Genomic DNA, 14,425 nt, shown 5'->3' with positions numbered 1-14,425 from the left:
CGGGCCGAACCCCGACCTGCGGGGTTCCCGGTTCCTTCAGTAACCAGTACCGGCGCCCTCCCCGGTCAGCGTTGTTCGATTGGCACGAACTTGCGCTGTTCGACGCCGACGTACTCGGCGCTCGGGCGGATGATGCGATTGTTGGCACGTTGTTCGAACACATGCGCCGCCCAGCCGGTCAGGCGTGAGCAGACGAAGATCGGTGTGAACAACTTGGTCGGGATGCCCATGAAGTGGTACGTCGAGGCGTGGTAGAAGTCGGCGTTCGGGAACAGTTTCTTCTGTTCCCACATGGTTGCGTCGATGGCTTCTGAAACCGGGAACAACACCGTGTCGCCCACTTCGTCGGCGAGTTTTTTCGACCAGCCCTTGATCACCTCATTGCGCGGATCGTTATCCTTATAGATCGCGTGGCCGAAGCCCATGATCTTGTCCTTGCGTGCCAGCATGCCGAGGGTGCCCTCGACCGCCTCTTCCGGCGAGCTGAAGCGCTCGATCATTTCCATCGCCGCTTCGTTGGCCCCGCCGTGCAGCGGGCCGCGCAGGGAACCGATGGCAGCTGTGATGCAGGAATACAGATCCGACAGCGTCGAGGCACACACCCGGGCGGTGAAGGTCGAGGCGTTGAATTCGTGTTCCGCGTAGAGGATCAGCGAAACGTTCATCACCTTGACGTGCAATTCGCTCGGTTTCTTGTCGTGCAACAGGTGCAGGAAATGGCCGCCGATGCAGGCTTCGTCGGTCACGCAGTTGATGCGCTTGCCGTCGTGGCTGAAGCGATACCAGTAGCACATGATCGCCGGGAACGCGGCCAGCAGGCGGTCGGTTTTGTCGTGCTGCTCGGAGAAGTCTTTCTCCGGCTCGATGTTGCCCAGGAACGAGCAACCGGTACGCATCACATCCATCGGATGGGCGTCGGCGGGGATGCGCTCCAGCACTTCTTTCAGCGCTTGCGGCAGGTCGCGCAGCTTGCTTAGTTTCTCGATATAGCCGGCCAGTTGTAACTGGGTCGGCAGTTCGCCGTACAGCAGCAGGTAAGCCACTTCTTCGAACTGTGCGTCCGCCGCCAGTTCGCGCACGTCGTAACCGCGATAGGTCAGGCCGGCGCCCGACTGGCCCACGGTGGACAGTGCGGTTTGCCCGGCAACCTGGCCACGGAGCCCGGCGCCACTGAGTACTTTTGCTTCGGCCATTGCTGTCTCCAGTTTTTGAATTTGTTAGGGAATCTGCAACTTCTATACGGTTATCTTATTTTCGTAGCAGCTGCCGAGCCTGCGAGGCTGCGTTCGGCTGCGCAGCAGTCGTAAACCCTGCATACGCGGTGTATCTGAAAGACCGAATTGCCTGGCTTGGCGAGCCCTTCGGTCTCGAACGCAGCCTCGCAAGCTCGGCAGCTGCTACAGGGCTTTCATTACTTCTTCGCCGCAAACAACGCATCGAGCTTCTGCTCGAACGTGTGGTAATCGATGCGATCGTAAAGCTCCATGCGCGTCTGCATGGTGTCGATGACGTTCTGTTGCGTGCCGTCGCGGCGGATCGCGGTGTAGACGTTTTCGGCAGCCTTGTTCATCGCGCGGAACGCCGACAGTGGGTACAGCACCAGCGACACATCGGCACCGGCGAGTTGCTCGGTGGTGTACAGCGGTGTCGCGCCGAATTCGGTGATGTTGGCCAGGATCGGCGCTTTCACGCGGCTGGCGAACAATTTGTACATCTCAAGCTCAGTGATGGCTTCCGGAAAGATCATGTCGGCGCCGGCCTCGATGCACGCGGCGGCGCGATCCAGCGCAGATTCCAGACCTTCCACCGCCAGGGCGTCGGTGCGGGCCATGATCACGAAGCTGTCGTCGGTGCGGGCATCGACGGCCGCCTTGATGCGGTCGACCATTTCCTGCTGCGAAACGATCTCTTTATTGGGACGGTGACCGCAGCGCTTGGCGCCGACCTGGTCTTCGATGTGAATCGCCGCCGCGCCGAACTTGATCATCGACTTCACGGTACGGGCGACATTGAACGCCGAGGAACCGAAACCGGTGTCCACGTCCACCAGCAGCGGCAGGTCGCAAACGTCGGTGATGCGGCGCACATCGGTCAGCACGTCATCCAGGCCGGTAATGCCCAGGTCCGGCACGCCGAGGGAGCCGGCAGCCACCCCGCCCCCCGACAGGTAGATAGCTTTGAAACCGGCGCGCTTGGCCAGCAGCGCGTGGTTGGCGTTGATCGTGCCGACCACTTGCAGCGGATGCTCGCTGGCGACCGCATCGCGGAAACGCTGGCCTGGAGTGCTCTTGTTGGAACTCATGACTCACCTCGTTCAGTGGCTGTCGGGTTAGCGCCGTCCTGGTAGTGACGGGCGATATTGCGTTTGGAGGCGCCGATGTGGCGGCGCATCAACAACTCGGCCAGCTCACCGTCACGGTCGGCGATGGCATCGAGAATTCGGTGGTGCTCGGCAAACGCCTGGCGTGGCCGATTGGGCGTGGTGGAAAACTGGATGCGGTACATGCGCACCAGTTGATAGAGCTCGCCGCAGAGCATCTGGGTCAGGGTGCGGTTGCCGCTGCCCTGGATGATCCGGTAATGAAAGTCGAAATCGCCTTCCTGCTGGTAATAGCCGACGCCTGCCTGAAACGCCGCATCGCGCTCGTGGGTTTTCAGCACCCGGCGCAGTTCGTCGATTTCTTCAACGGTCATGCGTTCAGCCGCCAGACGGCAAGCCATGCCTTCCAGGGATTCGCGGATTTCGTAGAGTTCCAGCAATTCGGCGTGACTCAACGACACCACCCGCGCCCCGACGTGCGGCACGCGAACCAGCAGGCGTTGGCCTTCCAGTCGGTGGATCGCCTCACGCAACGGCCCGCGGCTGATGCCGTAGGTGCGCGCCAGCTCCGGCTCGGAGATCTTGCTGCCCGGGGCGATCTCACCCTTGACGATGGCCGCCTGAATGCGTCGGAAGACGTTTTCGGAAAGTGTTTCCGAGTCGTCCTGAACCGTGACCGGGGGATCGAGTTGATCCAGCATATTGTCGACACCTTTAAAAGCAATGTCGCAAAAATTAGCGAATAAGGCCGGTTACGTCAAAGGATAAATAGACATTGTCGACAATCGTCTAATAACCGCTTGCACCATAAAGAAGCAGCACCCCCGGTTACAGCCGTCCGCCAGCGCTGGCGCCGTAAAACCACCGTGCTAGAATGCCGCCCGCATTTGCTTGTCATCTGCATTGCCTGTCATAAAAAAAGGATAGGCATACGAGGGAGCTTGTGCAGCAATGCCAGGGCCTTGAATTGAAGAACGGACCGCTGCGCATCAGGATTTATGAGACTCAAGCTCTTCACCACATTTCTTTGTCTTCTTGGCCTGTCAGGTTTTGCCGCCGCAGGGGAAAAGACTGTGTACGGCCTCAATGAGTACGCGTCGCTGGATGGCATCAACCTGGAAGTTGCTGCCAAACTCGACACCGGGGCGAAAACCGCCTCGCTGAGCGCCCGCGACATCAAACGGTTCAAACGCAATGGCGAATCCTGGGTGCGCTTCTATCTGGCCATCGACGCCGCGCATTCGCACCCGATTGAACGACCGCTGGCCCGTGTCAGCAAGATCAAGCGCCGGGCCGGCGACTACGACCCGGAAGAAGGCAAGAAGTACACCGCCCGTCCGGTCATCGAGCTGGATATCTGCATGGGGTCGGCTTTACGCAGTATTGAAGTGAACCTGACTGACCGCAGTGCCTTCCAATACCCGCTCTTGATCGGCTCCGAGGCACTCAAGCGTTTCGATGCGCTGGTCGATCCAAGTCTTAAATACGCTGCTGGCAAACCTGCCTGCGCCACCGACGCACATACCGCAGAGTAATTCCAATGCGCTCTCTTACCCTCCATCTGAAATTGCTGATCGCCATCCTGGTGGTGCTGGGCATTTCAGTTACGGCCTATCAGATTTTCGTGCTCGGTATTCCGGTGACTGAAGACGCCACCGATGACTTGTGGAACATCGACGCCAAGGTCGAGTTCGTCGCCAACGCCAAAGACCCGATCAAGATCCAGATGTTCGTACCGCCGCTGAGCCGCGACTACGTGAGCCTTAACGAGAGTTTCATTTCCAATAACTACGGTGTGGCAGTGAACCGTGTCGACGGCAACCGCAAGGTCACCTGGTCGGCGCGTCGGGCCAAGGGCAACCAGACCCTTTATTACCGCCTGGTGCTGACCAAGCGCTACACCGGCGAAAAATCCAAGGTCAAAGGGGCGACCTTCCGCGACAGCATCGCCGTCGAAGGCCCGGAAAAAATCGCCGCCGAAGCCTTGCTCGCGCCGATCCGCCAGCATTCGGCTGACGTCGAAACTTTCATCGGCGAAGCCATCAAGCGTGTCAACAACCTCAACGACGACAACGTGAAACTGCTGCTGGCCGGCGATCCGTCCACCGCGAACAAAGCCAAAATCGTCGAGCTGGTTCTGTCCATCGCCCACGTGCCGGTGGAAAAGGTCCATACCATCCGCCTGGTGGCCGATCAGCCGCAAACGCCTGAACTCTGGCTGCGCAGCTTCAACGGCACCGACTGGCTGTACTTCAACCCGGAAACCGGCGAACAGGGACTGCCCACCGACCGCTTGCTGTGGTGGACCGGCGATGAAAACCTGATCACCGTCGATGGCGGCAAGAAAGCCAACGTCACCTTCAGCCTGAACAACAGCGAAATGAACGCCATTCGCCTGGCCAAGCTGACCGACGAGAACTCCGACGCCAATTTCCTCGATTACTCGCTGTACGGCCTGCCGCTGGAAACCCAGCAGACCTTCATGATCATGGTGATGATCCCGATCGGCGTGCTCGTAATCCTGATCCTGCGCAACCTGATCGGCATCCAGACACTCGGCACCTTTACCCCGGTGCTGATCGCCCTCGCCTTCCGGGAAACCCAACTCGGCTTCGGCATCGTGCTATTTACCATCATCACGGCGCTGGGGCTGTCGCTGCGCTCCTACCTTGAACACTTGAAACTGCAAATGCTGCCGAGATTGTCGGTGGTGCTGACCTTCGTGGTGGTGCTGATCGCAGCCATCAGTCTGTTCAGCCACAAACTCGGCCTGGAGCGCGGGTTGTCGGTGGCGCTGTTCCCGATGGTGATTCTGACCATGACCATCGAACGCCTGTCGATCACCTGGGAAGAGCGCGGCGGCGGCCATGCCATGAAAGTAGCGATCGGCACGCTGTTCGCCGCCTCCCTGGCGCACCTGATCATGAGCGTGCCGGAGCTTGTGTACTTCGTGTTCACCTTCCCGGCGGTCCTGCTGATCCTGGTGGGTTTCATGCTGGCCATGGGTCGCTATCGCGGCTACCGCCTGACCGAGCTGGTGCGCTTCAAGGCTTTCCTGAAGGAGGCTGACGCCTGATGTTCGGTCTCTGGAAGACCTGGAAAGCCCTGGAAGCCCGGGGCATCATGGGGATCAATCGGCGTAACGCCGACTACGTGCTCAAGTACAACAAGCGCAGCCTGTATCCGATCGTCGATGACAAGATCATCACCAAGGAGCGTGCCATTGCCGCCGGCATCCACGTGCCGGAGCTGTACGGCGTGATCTCCACCGAGAAGGAAATCGACAACCTCGACGAGATCATCGGCGGACGCACCGACTTCGTGATCAAACCGGCCCAGGGCGCCGGCGGCGACGGCATCATTGTGGTTGCCGACCGGTTCGAGGGGCGCTATCGCACAGTGTCCGGCAAGATCATCGAGCATGAGGAACTCGAGCACCATATCTCGAGCATCCTCACCGGCCTGTATTCCCTGGGCGGGCACCGCGACCGTGCGTTGATCGAATACCGCGTGACCCCGGACCAGATCTTCAAAAGCATCAGCTATGAAGGCGTGCCGGACATCCGCATCATCGTGCTGATGGGCTATCCGGTGATGGCCATGCTGCGCCTGCCGACGCGCCAGTCCGGCGGCAAGGCCAACCTGCACCAGGGCGCCATCGGCGTCGGTGTCGACCTGGCCACCGGCCTGACATTGCGCGGCACCTGGCTGAACAACATCATCAACAAACACCCGGACACCACCAACGCGGTAGACGGCGTGCAACTGCCCTACTGGGACGGCTTCATGAAACTGGCCGCCGGCTGTTATGAGCTGTGCGGGCTGGGCTACATCGGTGTCGACATGGTGCTTGACCAGGAGAAAGGGCCGCTGATTCTTGAGCTCAATGCCCGGCCTGGGTTGAACATTCAGATCGCCAACGATTGCGGGCTGACGTTGCGTACCCACGCGGTCGAGGCGCGACTCGAAGAGCTGAAGGCGCGCGGGATCACCGAAACGGCGCAGGAACGTGTGGCGTTCGTTCAGGAATTGTTTGGGCATATTCCGGCGGTTGAGGGCTGACCTGTGGCGAGAAGGCTTGCCCCCGTTCGGCTGCGCAGCAGTCGTAAAACCGGCTAATGCGGGTTATCTGATACACCGGGGGAGAATGACGTGGGGTCGCTGCGCAACCCAACGGGGGCAAGCCCCCTCGCCACAGGTCTTGCGCAGCTGCTCTCAACCTGCCAATCCCCGACATCCCCTCTAGGAGCAAATCCTGCAGAGGACTACAATCGCTCCCCCGCCTCGTTGGCTGATCTGCCCCGCCCATGTTGACCTGTTCTGTACACCCGCTGCCCTATCGCGCCAACCCTGCCGAGTACTTCACGGCGATTCGTCATGCCCCTGGTGCCGTGCTGCTCGACAGCGGCCGGCCGAGTGCCGAACGTGGGCGTTTTGACCTGCTCAGCGCCTGGCCGCTGGAGCAACTGGCCGTGTTGCCGGATGAAAGCGGCAGCCATTTCCTGCAACGCCTTCGCAAGAACCTTACACGGCTCGGTGAAGCAACCGTCTCTGACGATTTGCCCTTCGCCGGTGGCCTGATCGGCTACCTGAGCTACGACTTCGGCCGGCATCTGGAAAACCTGCCGAGCCAGGCGCGGGACGATCTGCAATTGCCCGACGCACGCTTCGGGCTGTATGACTGGGCGCTGATCAGCGATCACCACCAGGCCACCAGTCAACTGGTGTTCCACCCGACGCTGATCGATAGCGAGCGACAACGACTGATCGAACTGTTCACTCAGCCCACCACCGAGAACATCCAGCCGTTCAAGCTGGACGGCCCGATGAGTGCCGACCTGAGCGCTGACGACTATCGGCAAGCCTTCGAACGCATTCAGCAGTACATCCAGGCTGGCGACTGCTATCAGGTCAATTTCGCCCAGCGCTTTCGCGCCCAATGCCAGGGCGATCCGTGGGCGGCCTATTGCGCGCTGCGGGCGGCTTGCCCGACACCGTTTTCCGGCTTCCAGAGCCTGCCCGACGGCGACGCGGTGCTGAGCCTGTCGCCGGAGCGCTTCGTCAAAGTCAGCGAGCGCCACGTCGAAACCCGCCCGATCAAAGGCACCCGCCCCCGCGGGCTGACCGCTGCCGAAGATGCAGCGAACGCCGCCGAACTGCTGGCCAGCCCCAAGGATCGCGCGGAAAACCTGATGATCGTCGACTTGCTGCGCAACGATCTGGGTCGTACCTGCCGTATCGGCTCGGTACGGGTGCCGGAGCTGTTCAGCCTGGAAAGCTATCCGAACGTGCATCACCTGGTGAGCAGCGTTACCGGCGAACTGGCGGATGACAAGGACGCACTGGACTTGATCGCCGGCAGCTTCCCCGGCGGCTCGATTACCGGCGCGCCAAAAATTCGCGCCATGCAGATCATCGATGAACTGGAACCGACCCGTCGCGGGTTGTATTGCGGTTCATTGCTGTATCTGGACGTGCGCGGGGAGATGGACAGTTCCATCGCCATTCGCAGTTTGTTGGTCAAGGATGGGCAGGTGTGCTGCTGGGGCGGCGGGGGGATCGTCGCGGATTCGGATTGGCAGGCGGAGTATCAGGAATCGATTACCAAGGTGAAGGTGCTGCTCGAAACGTTGCAGAACCTCTGATATCGCACTTCTGTGGCGAGGGGGCTTGCCCCGTTGGGGTGCGAAGCGCCCCTAAAATCCGACACCGCGATTTTTCAAATAGAACGCATGCACCGGTTTGCGACTGCTTCGCAGCCGAACGGGGCGATGCGGCGTTCCGACAAGCCCCCTCGCCACAGTGTTGTGTTTACAAACTCAATGCCCGGTTCGAAGCCTTGATAAACTCCTGCTTCAACTCGGCAAAGCTGTGCACCGCCGGGAACTGCGGGAACTCGCGAATCACATTGTCCGGCGCATGGAACAGAATCCCGGCATCCGCCTCGCCCAGCATTGTGGTGTCGTTGTAGGAATCACCCGCCGCGATCACTCGGTAGTAGAGGCTCTTTAACGCCAAAACCGACTGACGCTTGGGATCTTTCTGACGCAACTGATAGCCCGTGACCCGACCGGTATCGTCAGTGATCAGACGATGGCAGAGCAACGTAGGGAAGCCCAGTTGACGCATCAGCGGTTGGGAAAATTCGTAAAAGGTGTCCGACAGAATCACCACCTGAAAGCGCTCACGCAGCCAGTCGACAAATTCGCTGGCGCCTTCCAGAGGCTTGAGCGTGGCGATCACTTCCTGGATGTCGGAGAGCTTCAGGCCATGCTCGTCGAGAATCCGCAGACGTTGCTTCATCAACACGTCGTAGTCGGGAATGTCCCGAGTGGTGGCCCGGAGGGACTCGATCCCGGTTTTTTCGGCAAAGGCGATCCAGATTTCCGGGACCAGCACACCTTCAAGATCCAGACAGGCAATTTCCACAAGACACTCCCATTGGTATTGTTTATGAGTCGAGCGAGCAAAAGGACTGCCGAACTCTAGCGACTCGCCCCCCTCCGTGCAACGCAGAGGACGCGCCAGCCACCGCAGGATTTTGTTACCATCGACGCATATAGAGCGCCCAGCGCCACCGACCTGTAGGAAGCCGCCCTGATGAGCCCATCGTTCGATGTCGTGGAACTCGCCACGACCTATGCCAACAAATCCGCCCAGGACATCCTGAAACTCGCGTTTGCCGAGTTCGGCGATGAGCTGTGGATATCTTTCAGCGGCGCCGAGGATGTGGTGCTGGTGGACATGGCCTGGAAGCTGAACAAGAACGTCAAAGTGTTCAGTCTCGACACCGGCCGCTTGCACCCCGAGACCTACCGCTTCATCGAGCAGGTGCGCGAGCACTACAAGATCGATATCGAAGTGGTGTCGCCGGACTACAGCAAGCTCGAACCTTTCGTGAAGGAAAAAGGCCTGTTCAGTTTCTACAAGGATGGCCATGGCGAGTGCTGCGGCATTCGCAAGATCGAGCCGCTGCGTCGCAAACTGTCCGGCGTGACCGCCTGGGCCACCGGCCAGCGTCGGGACCAGAGCCCGGGCACCCGCAGCGCCGTCGCGGTGCTGGAAATCGACACCGCGTTTTCCACCCCGGAACGTACCCTGTACAAGTTCAACCCGTTGGCACAGATGACCAGCGAAGAGATCTGGGGTTACATCCGCATGCTGGAGCTGCCGTACAACAGCCTGCATGAACGCGGATTCATCAGCATTGGTTGCGAGCCTTGCACCCGTCCGGTGCTGCCGAACCAGCATGAGCGCGAAGGTCGTTGGTGGTGGGAAGAAGCTACGCAGAAAGAATGCGGGCTGCATGCCGGGAACATCATCAGCAAGTCCAAAGCTTAAAAGATCGCAGCCCGTAGCAGCTCCTGCAGGAGCTGGCGAAGCCTGTGATGGTTTTACTTCAAAAAAGTGTACACAGAAATGTCACCATAAGCGCCATATCTGTGTGCACTTTCAGTTTCAGCGCCCCAAAAAGTTACATTCCCCTGTCCTGACTTCCTCAGTCGAACATTCCGACAAAACCCGCCAAAAATAAATACCTGTTCAATCGGTCAATTTATATCGTCTTTTTTTCAACTACTTATCTTCAATCAATAACAAAACGAAATTAGCCTTAAATTTTATAGATCACCAACTGGCACACATCTGGCTTAAGTGAACACATGTTTTGTATACAATAAATACAAAAACATACACACACTTTAGATCCGCAAGCCTGAAGCGCCCTATCCCGTACAGGCTGCAGATGCCCCGTAACCAATGACGCTCTTGCATCCGCGACGAAGATTTGTCGAGCCCACGCTCATGCACAGTCATCGCGGCAACGAGCTTCAGGAGCCTGCCGGAATGCGTACTAGCCTCCCCAATAACAATATTGCGCTGGATCTGCCCTCTCCTCTTTCTACCTCCGTGATTCACGATCAAACGTTTCAACCACCCGTCGTGCTCAGCCCCCGCTTGCACAATAAGGATCTTGCACCGACCAAGGCCGAAGGTCGGCGCTGGGGTCGTTACAGCATCTTTGCCCTGTGGACAAACGATGTGCACAACATTGCCAACTACTCCTTTGCCATTGGCTTGTATGCACTGGGCCTGAGCGGCTGGCAGATTCTGCTGTCCTTGGGAATCGGTGCGGCGCTGGTGTATTGCTTCATGAACCTTTCCGGTTACATGGGCCAGAAAACCGGGGTGCCGTTTCCGGTGATCAGCCGGATCAGTTTCGGCATCCATGGGGCGCAGATTCCTGCATTGATTCGCGCCGTTATCGCCATTGCCTGGTTCGGAATTCAGACGTACCTGGCGTCAGTGGTCTTTCGCGTATTGCTGACGGCGGTGCATCCCGGACTCGCCGATTACGACCACAATTCGATACTCGGGCTGTCGAGCCTGGGCTGGGTGTGTTTCGTGGCGATCTGGTTCGTGCAGTTGGCGATCCTGGCCTATGGCATGGAAATGGTGCGACGCTACGAGGCGTTTGCCGGCCCGGTGATTTTGTTGACCGTCGCCGCCCTCGCCGGCTGGATGTACTTCCAGGCCAACGCCACCATCGCCTGGTCGATTCGTGAACCGCTGAGTGGCGGTGAGATGTGGCGCAATATCTTTGCCGGCGGCGCCTTGTGGCTGTCGATCTACGGCACGCTAATCCTCAATTTCTGCGACTTCGCCCGCTCTTCTCCCTGCCGCAAGACCATCCGGGTCGGAAATTTCTGGGGCCTGCCCGTCAACATTCTGGTATTCGCCGGGATCACCGTCCTGCTGTGCGGTGCGCAATTTCAGATCAATGGCCGGATCATCGAAAGCCCGACCGAGATTATCGCGTCGATTCCCAATACCTTCTTTCTGGTACTCGGTTGCCTGGCGTTCCTGATTGTCACCGTGGCGGTGAACATCATGGCCAACTTCGTGGCCCCGGCCTTTGTCCTGAGCAATCTGGCGCCCAAATACCTGACCTTCCGCCGCGCCGGGCTGATCAGCGCGACCATCGCGGTGCTGATCCTGCCGTGGAACCTCTACAACAGCCCGCTGGTGATCGTGTATTTCCTGTCTGGCCTCGGCGCCCTGCTCGGCCCGTTGTACGGGGTGATCATGGTCGACTACTGGCAGGTACGAAAAGGCCGGATCAACGTACCGCAGTTGTACAGCGAAGATCCCGATGGCGATTATTACTACAGCCGTGGGGTCAATTTGCGCGCCGTGGCGGCGTTCATTCCGGCAGCCTTGATCGCCATTGTCCTGGCCCTGGTACCAGGTTTCGACAGTGTCTCGCCATTCTCCTGGCTGATTGGCGCCGGGATTGCAGGGATGCTCTACCTGATCATCGCCAAACGGCAGCCTTACTACGCCGATGTCAGCGGTGAAGCCATCGCGGTCGATAACGTCAGCCATTAATCCTCTTGGCGGCCCGGTGACATCGGGCCGCAAACCACTCGCTATAAGGACCTCCCATGCGAATTCTCGTGGTCAACGTCAACACCACCGAATCCATTACCCAGGCCATCGCCCGTCAAGCACAGTCCGTGGCCGCGCCCGGCACGGAAATCATCGGCCTGACCCCGCATTTCGGCGCCGACTCCATTGAAGGCAATTTCGAAAGCTACCTGGCCGCCATCGCCGTGATGGACCGGGTCATGTCCTACGATCAGCCCTTCGATGCGGTAATCCAGGCCGGCTATGGCGAGCACGGCCGCGAAGGTTTGCAGGAGTTGCTCAACGTGCCGGTGGTGGACATCACCGATGCCGGCGCCAGCACCGCGATGTTCCTCGGCCATGCCTATTCGGTGGTGACCACACTGGACCGAACCGTGCCTCTGATCGAGGATCGCCTCAAACTCTCCGGGCTCTGGGATCGTTGTGCATCGGTGCGGGCCAGTGGGTTGGCGGTGCTGGAGCTGGAGTCCGATCCAGAGCGTGCGCTGGAGGCGATTGTCCGCCAGGCGGAACTGGCGGTGAGCGAGGACAAGGCCGAGGTGATTTGCCTGGGCTGTGGCGGTATGGCCGGGCTGGATGAGCAGATTCGTCAGCGCACCGGTGTACCGGTGGTGGATGGCGTGACGGCGGCGGTGACCATTGCCGAATCGCTGGTGCGGCTGGGGTTGTCGACGTCGAAAGTGCGGACGTATGCGACGCCTCGGCCGAAGACCATTATTGGTTGGCCTGGGCGGTTTGGGCGCTAGACCGCGTTATCGTTCTTCGCGGGCAAGCCTCGCTCCTACAGGGGTTTGCATCACTCTGTGGGAGCGTGGCTTGCCCGCGATGGCCTCCCCTCGGTCCCAAGCCGGGCTCAAACTGCACTGAACCGCTGCCCCAACCCCTGCTGCGCAAACTGCTCGATGATGAAATCGACAAACGCCCGGGTCTTGCCCGGCAGCAGTTTGTGCTCGGCGTAATAGATGGAGATATTGCCATCGTCGACGTACCAGTCGGGCAACACCCGCTGCAAGGTCCCGGCGTCCAGATAGCCAACGGCGAACGGCATGCTCACCAATGCAATGCCCAAATCCTGGGTCGCCGCCGCGCAGGCCGCTTCCGAATCGCTCATGGTCATTCGCGCCTTGAGCGTCAGCGGGCTGTGTTGCCGGTTGCGACAGGTCAGTTGCCAGGAACGCACGCGCCCCGTCTGCGGCGACCGTATCAGGATGCCATCGTGGCGCTGGAGGTCATCGGGCTCGATGATCGCTTCGTGCCCCGCCAGGTACCCGGCTGAAGCCACCAACACTCGATGGGCGGGCGTCAGCTTGCGCGCCACCACGCCCTGGGGCAGTTCGAATCCACCGCCAATCGCCGCATCGAACCCCTGGCCGATCAGGTCGACCTGACGGTTATCGAAATGCCAGTCCGGGTTGATCGCCGGAAAGCGCCGCAAAAACTCTCCGAGCAACGGCACGATGTACAAGCGCCCGAACACCGTACCCATGCTGACCTTCAGCGTTCCCGCCGGACGTCCTTCGGCGCTGGCCAGGTTGGCCACGGCATTCTGGATCGTGTGCAAGCTGGCGCTGACTTCGCCGAGAAACAGCTGACCGGCCTCGGTCAGCGTCAAGCTACGCGTGCTGCGCTGGAACAGCCGCACACCAAGTCGCGCCTCCAGCTTGGCGACGCTCTTGCCCACCGCAGCAGGTGTCAGACTCAAGCGTCGCGCAGCCTCGGCGAAGCTGCCGACCTCAGCGCTGCGCACGAAGCATTCGATACTGCTGAAGGTTTCCATAAGCGCCACTATAAACTTCTGGTTTACACAGACTATAGCAATCACGGTCTACCCGCCGGGTAATGCGAAGCCGATACTCGACTCCGACAACAAGGCAGCCTGCCTTGAACTTCTGGAGATCGACATGACCACTCAACACCTCAGCGGTAAAGTAGCTCTGATTCAAGGCGGTTCACGCGGTATCGGTGCTGCCATCGTCAAACGCCTGGCCGCAGAAGGCGCAGCCGTCGCCTTCACCTATGTCAGCTCTACCGCCAAAGCCGAAGACCTGCAAAACAGCATCATCTCCGCTGGCGGCAAAGCCCTGGCCATCAAGGCCGACAGCGCCGATGCCGTTGCTATTCGCAATGCCGTCAATGCCACCGTCGAGGCCTTCGGCCGCCTGGACATCCTGGTCAACAACGCAGGCGTTCTGGCCGTCGCACCGCTGGAGGACTTTAAACTCGAAGACTTCGACCAGACCCTGGCCATCAACGTACGAAGTGTGTTCATCGCCACCCAGGAAGCCGCCCGCCACATGACCGAAGGCGGTCGCATCATCAACATCGGCAGCACCAATGCCGATCGCATGCCTTTCGCCGGCGGTGGCCCGTACGCCATGAGCAAATCGGCGCTGGTCGGCCTGACCAAAGGCCTGGCTCGCGACCTCGGCCCGCGGGGTATCACCGTCAACAACGTGCAACCAGGCCCGGTCGACACTGACATGAACCCCGCCAGCGGCGACTTCGCTGATAGCCTGATCCCGCTGATGGCTGTGGGTCGTTACGGCAACGTGGAAGAAATCGCCAGCTTCGTCGCCTATCTCGCAGGTCCCGAAGCTGGCTACATCACCGGCGCCAGCCTGACCATCGACGGTGGTTTCGGCGCCTGATACACCGCTCGACTGAAACAAAAACGCCGGC

The 14,425-nt window shown here is 59.8% G+C and carries 13 protein-coding genes; 8 read left to right on the top strand and 5 right to left on the bottom strand.

Features of this window, described 5'->3' with window-relative positions:
* Window positions 1-65 precede the first annotated feature (65 nt).
* From prpC to AF70_RS00450, 3 genes are all read right to left on the bottom strand, one after another.
* Window positions 66-1,193 (bottom strand): 2-methylcitrate synthase, encoded by a 1,128-nt coding sequence (gene prpC / locus AF70_RS00460; protein WP_019579745.1) that lies wholly within the window; start codon window positions 1,191-1,193, stop codon window positions 66-68.
* Between the two features lie 218 nt (window positions 1,194-1,411).
* The gene (gene prpB, locus AF70_RS00455) at window positions 1,412-2,302 is read right to left on the bottom strand and encodes a methylisocitrate lyase (protein WP_018925250.1); all 891 of its coding nucleotides are present in this window, start codon (window positions 2,300-2,302) and stop codon (window positions 1,412-1,414) included.
* Window positions 2,299-3,021 carry a GntR family transcriptional regulator gene (locus AF70_RS00450; protein ID WP_028941078.1) on the bottom strand — a complete coding sequence of 241 codons (723 nt, stop codon included), beginning with the start codon at window positions 3,019-3,021 and terminating at the stop codon, window positions 2,299-2,301. The genes prpB and AF70_RS00450 overlap by 4 nt, the downstream gene beginning before the upstream one ends.
* Before the next feature lie 297 nt (window positions 3,022-3,318).
* On the opposite strand from AF70_RS00450, the gene AF70_RS00445 reads away from it, so the two are divergent.
* The 4 genes from AF70_RS00445 to pabB all read left to right on the top strand — a co-directional run bounded on the left by AF70_RS00445 (window position 3,319) and on the right by pabB (window position 7,965).
* Entirely contained in the window at window positions 3,319-3,855 is a 537-nt protein-coding gene (locus tag AF70_RS00445) for an ATP-dependent zinc protease (protein WP_019579744.1), read from the top strand.
* A 5-nt stretch (window positions 3,856-3,860) separates the two neighbouring features.
* Window positions 3,861-5,396, top strand: a complete 1,536-nt coding sequence (locus AF70_RS00440) for an inactive transglutaminase family protein (RefSeq protein WP_019579743.1) — start codon at window positions 3,861-3,863, stop codon at window positions 5,394-5,396.
* Entirely contained in the window at window positions 5,396-6,382 is a 987-nt protein-coding gene (locus tag AF70_RS00435; protein WP_028941077.1) for an alpha-L-glutamate ligase-like protein, read from the top strand. Before AF70_RS00440 ends, AF70_RS00435 begins: the two co-directional genes overlap by 1 nt.
* 245 nt (window positions 6,383-6,627) lie before the next feature.
* Entirely contained in the window at window positions 6,628-7,965 is a 1,338-nt protein-coding gene (pabB, locus tag AF70_RS00430; protein ID WP_028941076.1) for an aminodeoxychorismate synthase component I, read from the top strand.
* A gap of 166 nt (window positions 7,966-8,131) precedes the next feature.
* On the opposite strand, the gene thrH is transcribed toward pabB, so the two are convergent.
* Window positions 8,132-8,749: a bifunctional phosphoserine phosphatase/homoserine phosphotransferase ThrH gene (thrH, locus tag AF70_RS00425; RefSeq protein ID WP_028941075.1), complete on the bottom strand. Its 618-nt coding sequence runs from the start codon at window positions 8,747-8,749 to the stop codon at window positions 8,132-8,134.
* 171 nt (window positions 8,750-8,920) lie between these two features.
* Between thrH and AF70_RS00420 the strand changes: the two genes are divergently transcribed.
* From AF70_RS00420 to AF70_RS00410, 3 genes are all read left to right on the top strand, one after another.
* Complete coding sequence (locus AF70_RS00420; RefSeq protein WP_028941074.1) at window positions 8,921-9,661, top strand: phosphoadenylyl-sulfate reductase; 741 nt, start codon at window positions 8,921-8,923, stop codon at window positions 9,659-9,661.
* Window positions 9,662-10,165: 504 nt separating this feature from the next.
* Window positions 10,166-11,707: an NCS1 family nucleobase:cation symporter-1 gene (locus AF70_RS00415; protein WP_019648251.1), complete on the top strand. Its 1,542-nt coding sequence runs from the start codon at window positions 10,166-10,168 to the stop codon at window positions 11,705-11,707.
* 56 nt (window positions 11,708-11,763) lie between these two features.
* Window positions 11,764-12,492: an aspartate/glutamate racemase family protein gene (locus AF70_RS00410; RefSeq protein ID WP_007942162.1), complete on the top strand. Its 729-nt coding sequence runs from the start codon at window positions 11,764-11,766 to the stop codon at window positions 12,490-12,492.
* A 107-nt stretch (window positions 12,493-12,599) separates the two neighbouring features.
* Here AF70_RS00410 and AF70_RS00405 read toward each other — a convergent pair whose 3' ends face one another.
* Complete coding sequence (locus AF70_RS00405) at window positions 12,600-13,523, bottom strand: LysR family transcriptional regulator (protein WP_028941073.1); 924 nt, start codon at window positions 13,521-13,523, stop codon at window positions 12,600-12,602.
* A gap of 124 nt (window positions 13,524-13,647) precedes the next feature.
* Between AF70_RS00405 and AF70_RS00400 the strand changes: the two genes are divergently transcribed.
* Window positions 13,648-14,394 carry a 3-oxoacyl-ACP reductase family protein gene (locus AF70_RS00400; protein WP_028941072.1) on the top strand — a complete coding sequence of 249 codons (747 nt, stop codon included), beginning with the start codon at window positions 13,648-13,650 and terminating at the stop codon, window positions 14,392-14,394.
* The last annotated feature ends 31 nt before the right edge of the window (window positions 14,395-14,425 follow it).

The sequence above is a fragment of the Pseudomonas sp. KD5 genome, from assembly GCF_012932895.1.
Classification (GTDB): Bacteria; Pseudomonadota; Gammaproteobacteria; order Pseudomonadales; family Pseudomonadaceae; genus Aquipseudomonas.
The sequence above is the reverse complement of the archived record's forward strand: the minus strand, read 5'-3'. Positions and strand labels throughout refer to the sequence as shown.

What these genes read in the sequence shown, in the direction of transcription:
- AF70_RS00415 (WP_019648251.1), top strand. Translation starts at nt 10,166, where the DNA reads ATGCGTACTAGCCTCCCCAATAACAATATTGCGCTGGATCTGCCCTCT.
- AF70_RS00405 (WP_028941073.1), bottom strand. Translation starts at nt 13,523, where the DNA reads ATGGAAACCTTCAGCAGTATCGAATGCTTCGTGCGCAGCGCTGAGGTC.
- AF70_RS00420 (WP_028941074.1), top strand. Translation starts at nt 8,921, where the DNA reads ATGAGCCCATCGTTCGATGTCGTGGAACTCGCCACGACCTATGCCAAC.
- AF70_RS00435 (WP_028941077.1), top strand. Translation starts at nt 5,396, where the DNA reads ATGTTCGGTCTCTGGAAGACCTGGAAAGCCCTGGAAGCCCGGGGCATC.
- AF70_RS00410 (WP_007942162.1), top strand. Translation starts at nt 11,764, where the DNA reads ATGCGAATTCTCGTGGTCAACGTCAACACCACCGAATCCATTACCCAG.
- AF70_RS00450 (WP_028941078.1), bottom strand. Translation starts at nt 3,021, where the DNA reads ATGCTGGATCAACTCGATCCCCCGGTCACGGTTCAGGACGACTCGGAA.
- AF70_RS00445 (WP_019579744.1), top strand. Translation starts at nt 3,319, where the DNA reads ATGAGACTCAAGCTCTTCACCACATTTCTTTGTCTTCTTGGCCTGTCA.
- AF70_RS00400 (WP_028941072.1), top strand. Translation starts at nt 13,648, where the DNA reads ATGACCACTCAACACCTCAGCGGTAAAGTAGCTCTGATTCAAGGCGGT.
- pabB (WP_028941076.1), top strand. Translation starts at nt 6,628, where the DNA reads ATGTTGACCTGTTCTGTACACCCGCTGCCCTATCGCGCCAACCCTGCC.
- prpC (WP_019579745.1), bottom strand. Translation starts at nt 1,193, where the DNA reads ATGGCCGAAGCAAAAGTACTCAGTGGCGCCGGGCTCCGTGGCCAGGTT.
- prpB (WP_018925250.1), bottom strand. Translation starts at nt 2,302, where the DNA reads ATGAGTTCCAACAAGAGCACTCCAGGCCAGCGTTTCCGCGATGCGGTC.
- AF70_RS00440 (WP_019579743.1), top strand. Translation starts at nt 3,861, where the DNA reads ATGCGCTCTCTTACCCTCCATCTGAAATTGCTGATCGCCATCCTGGTG.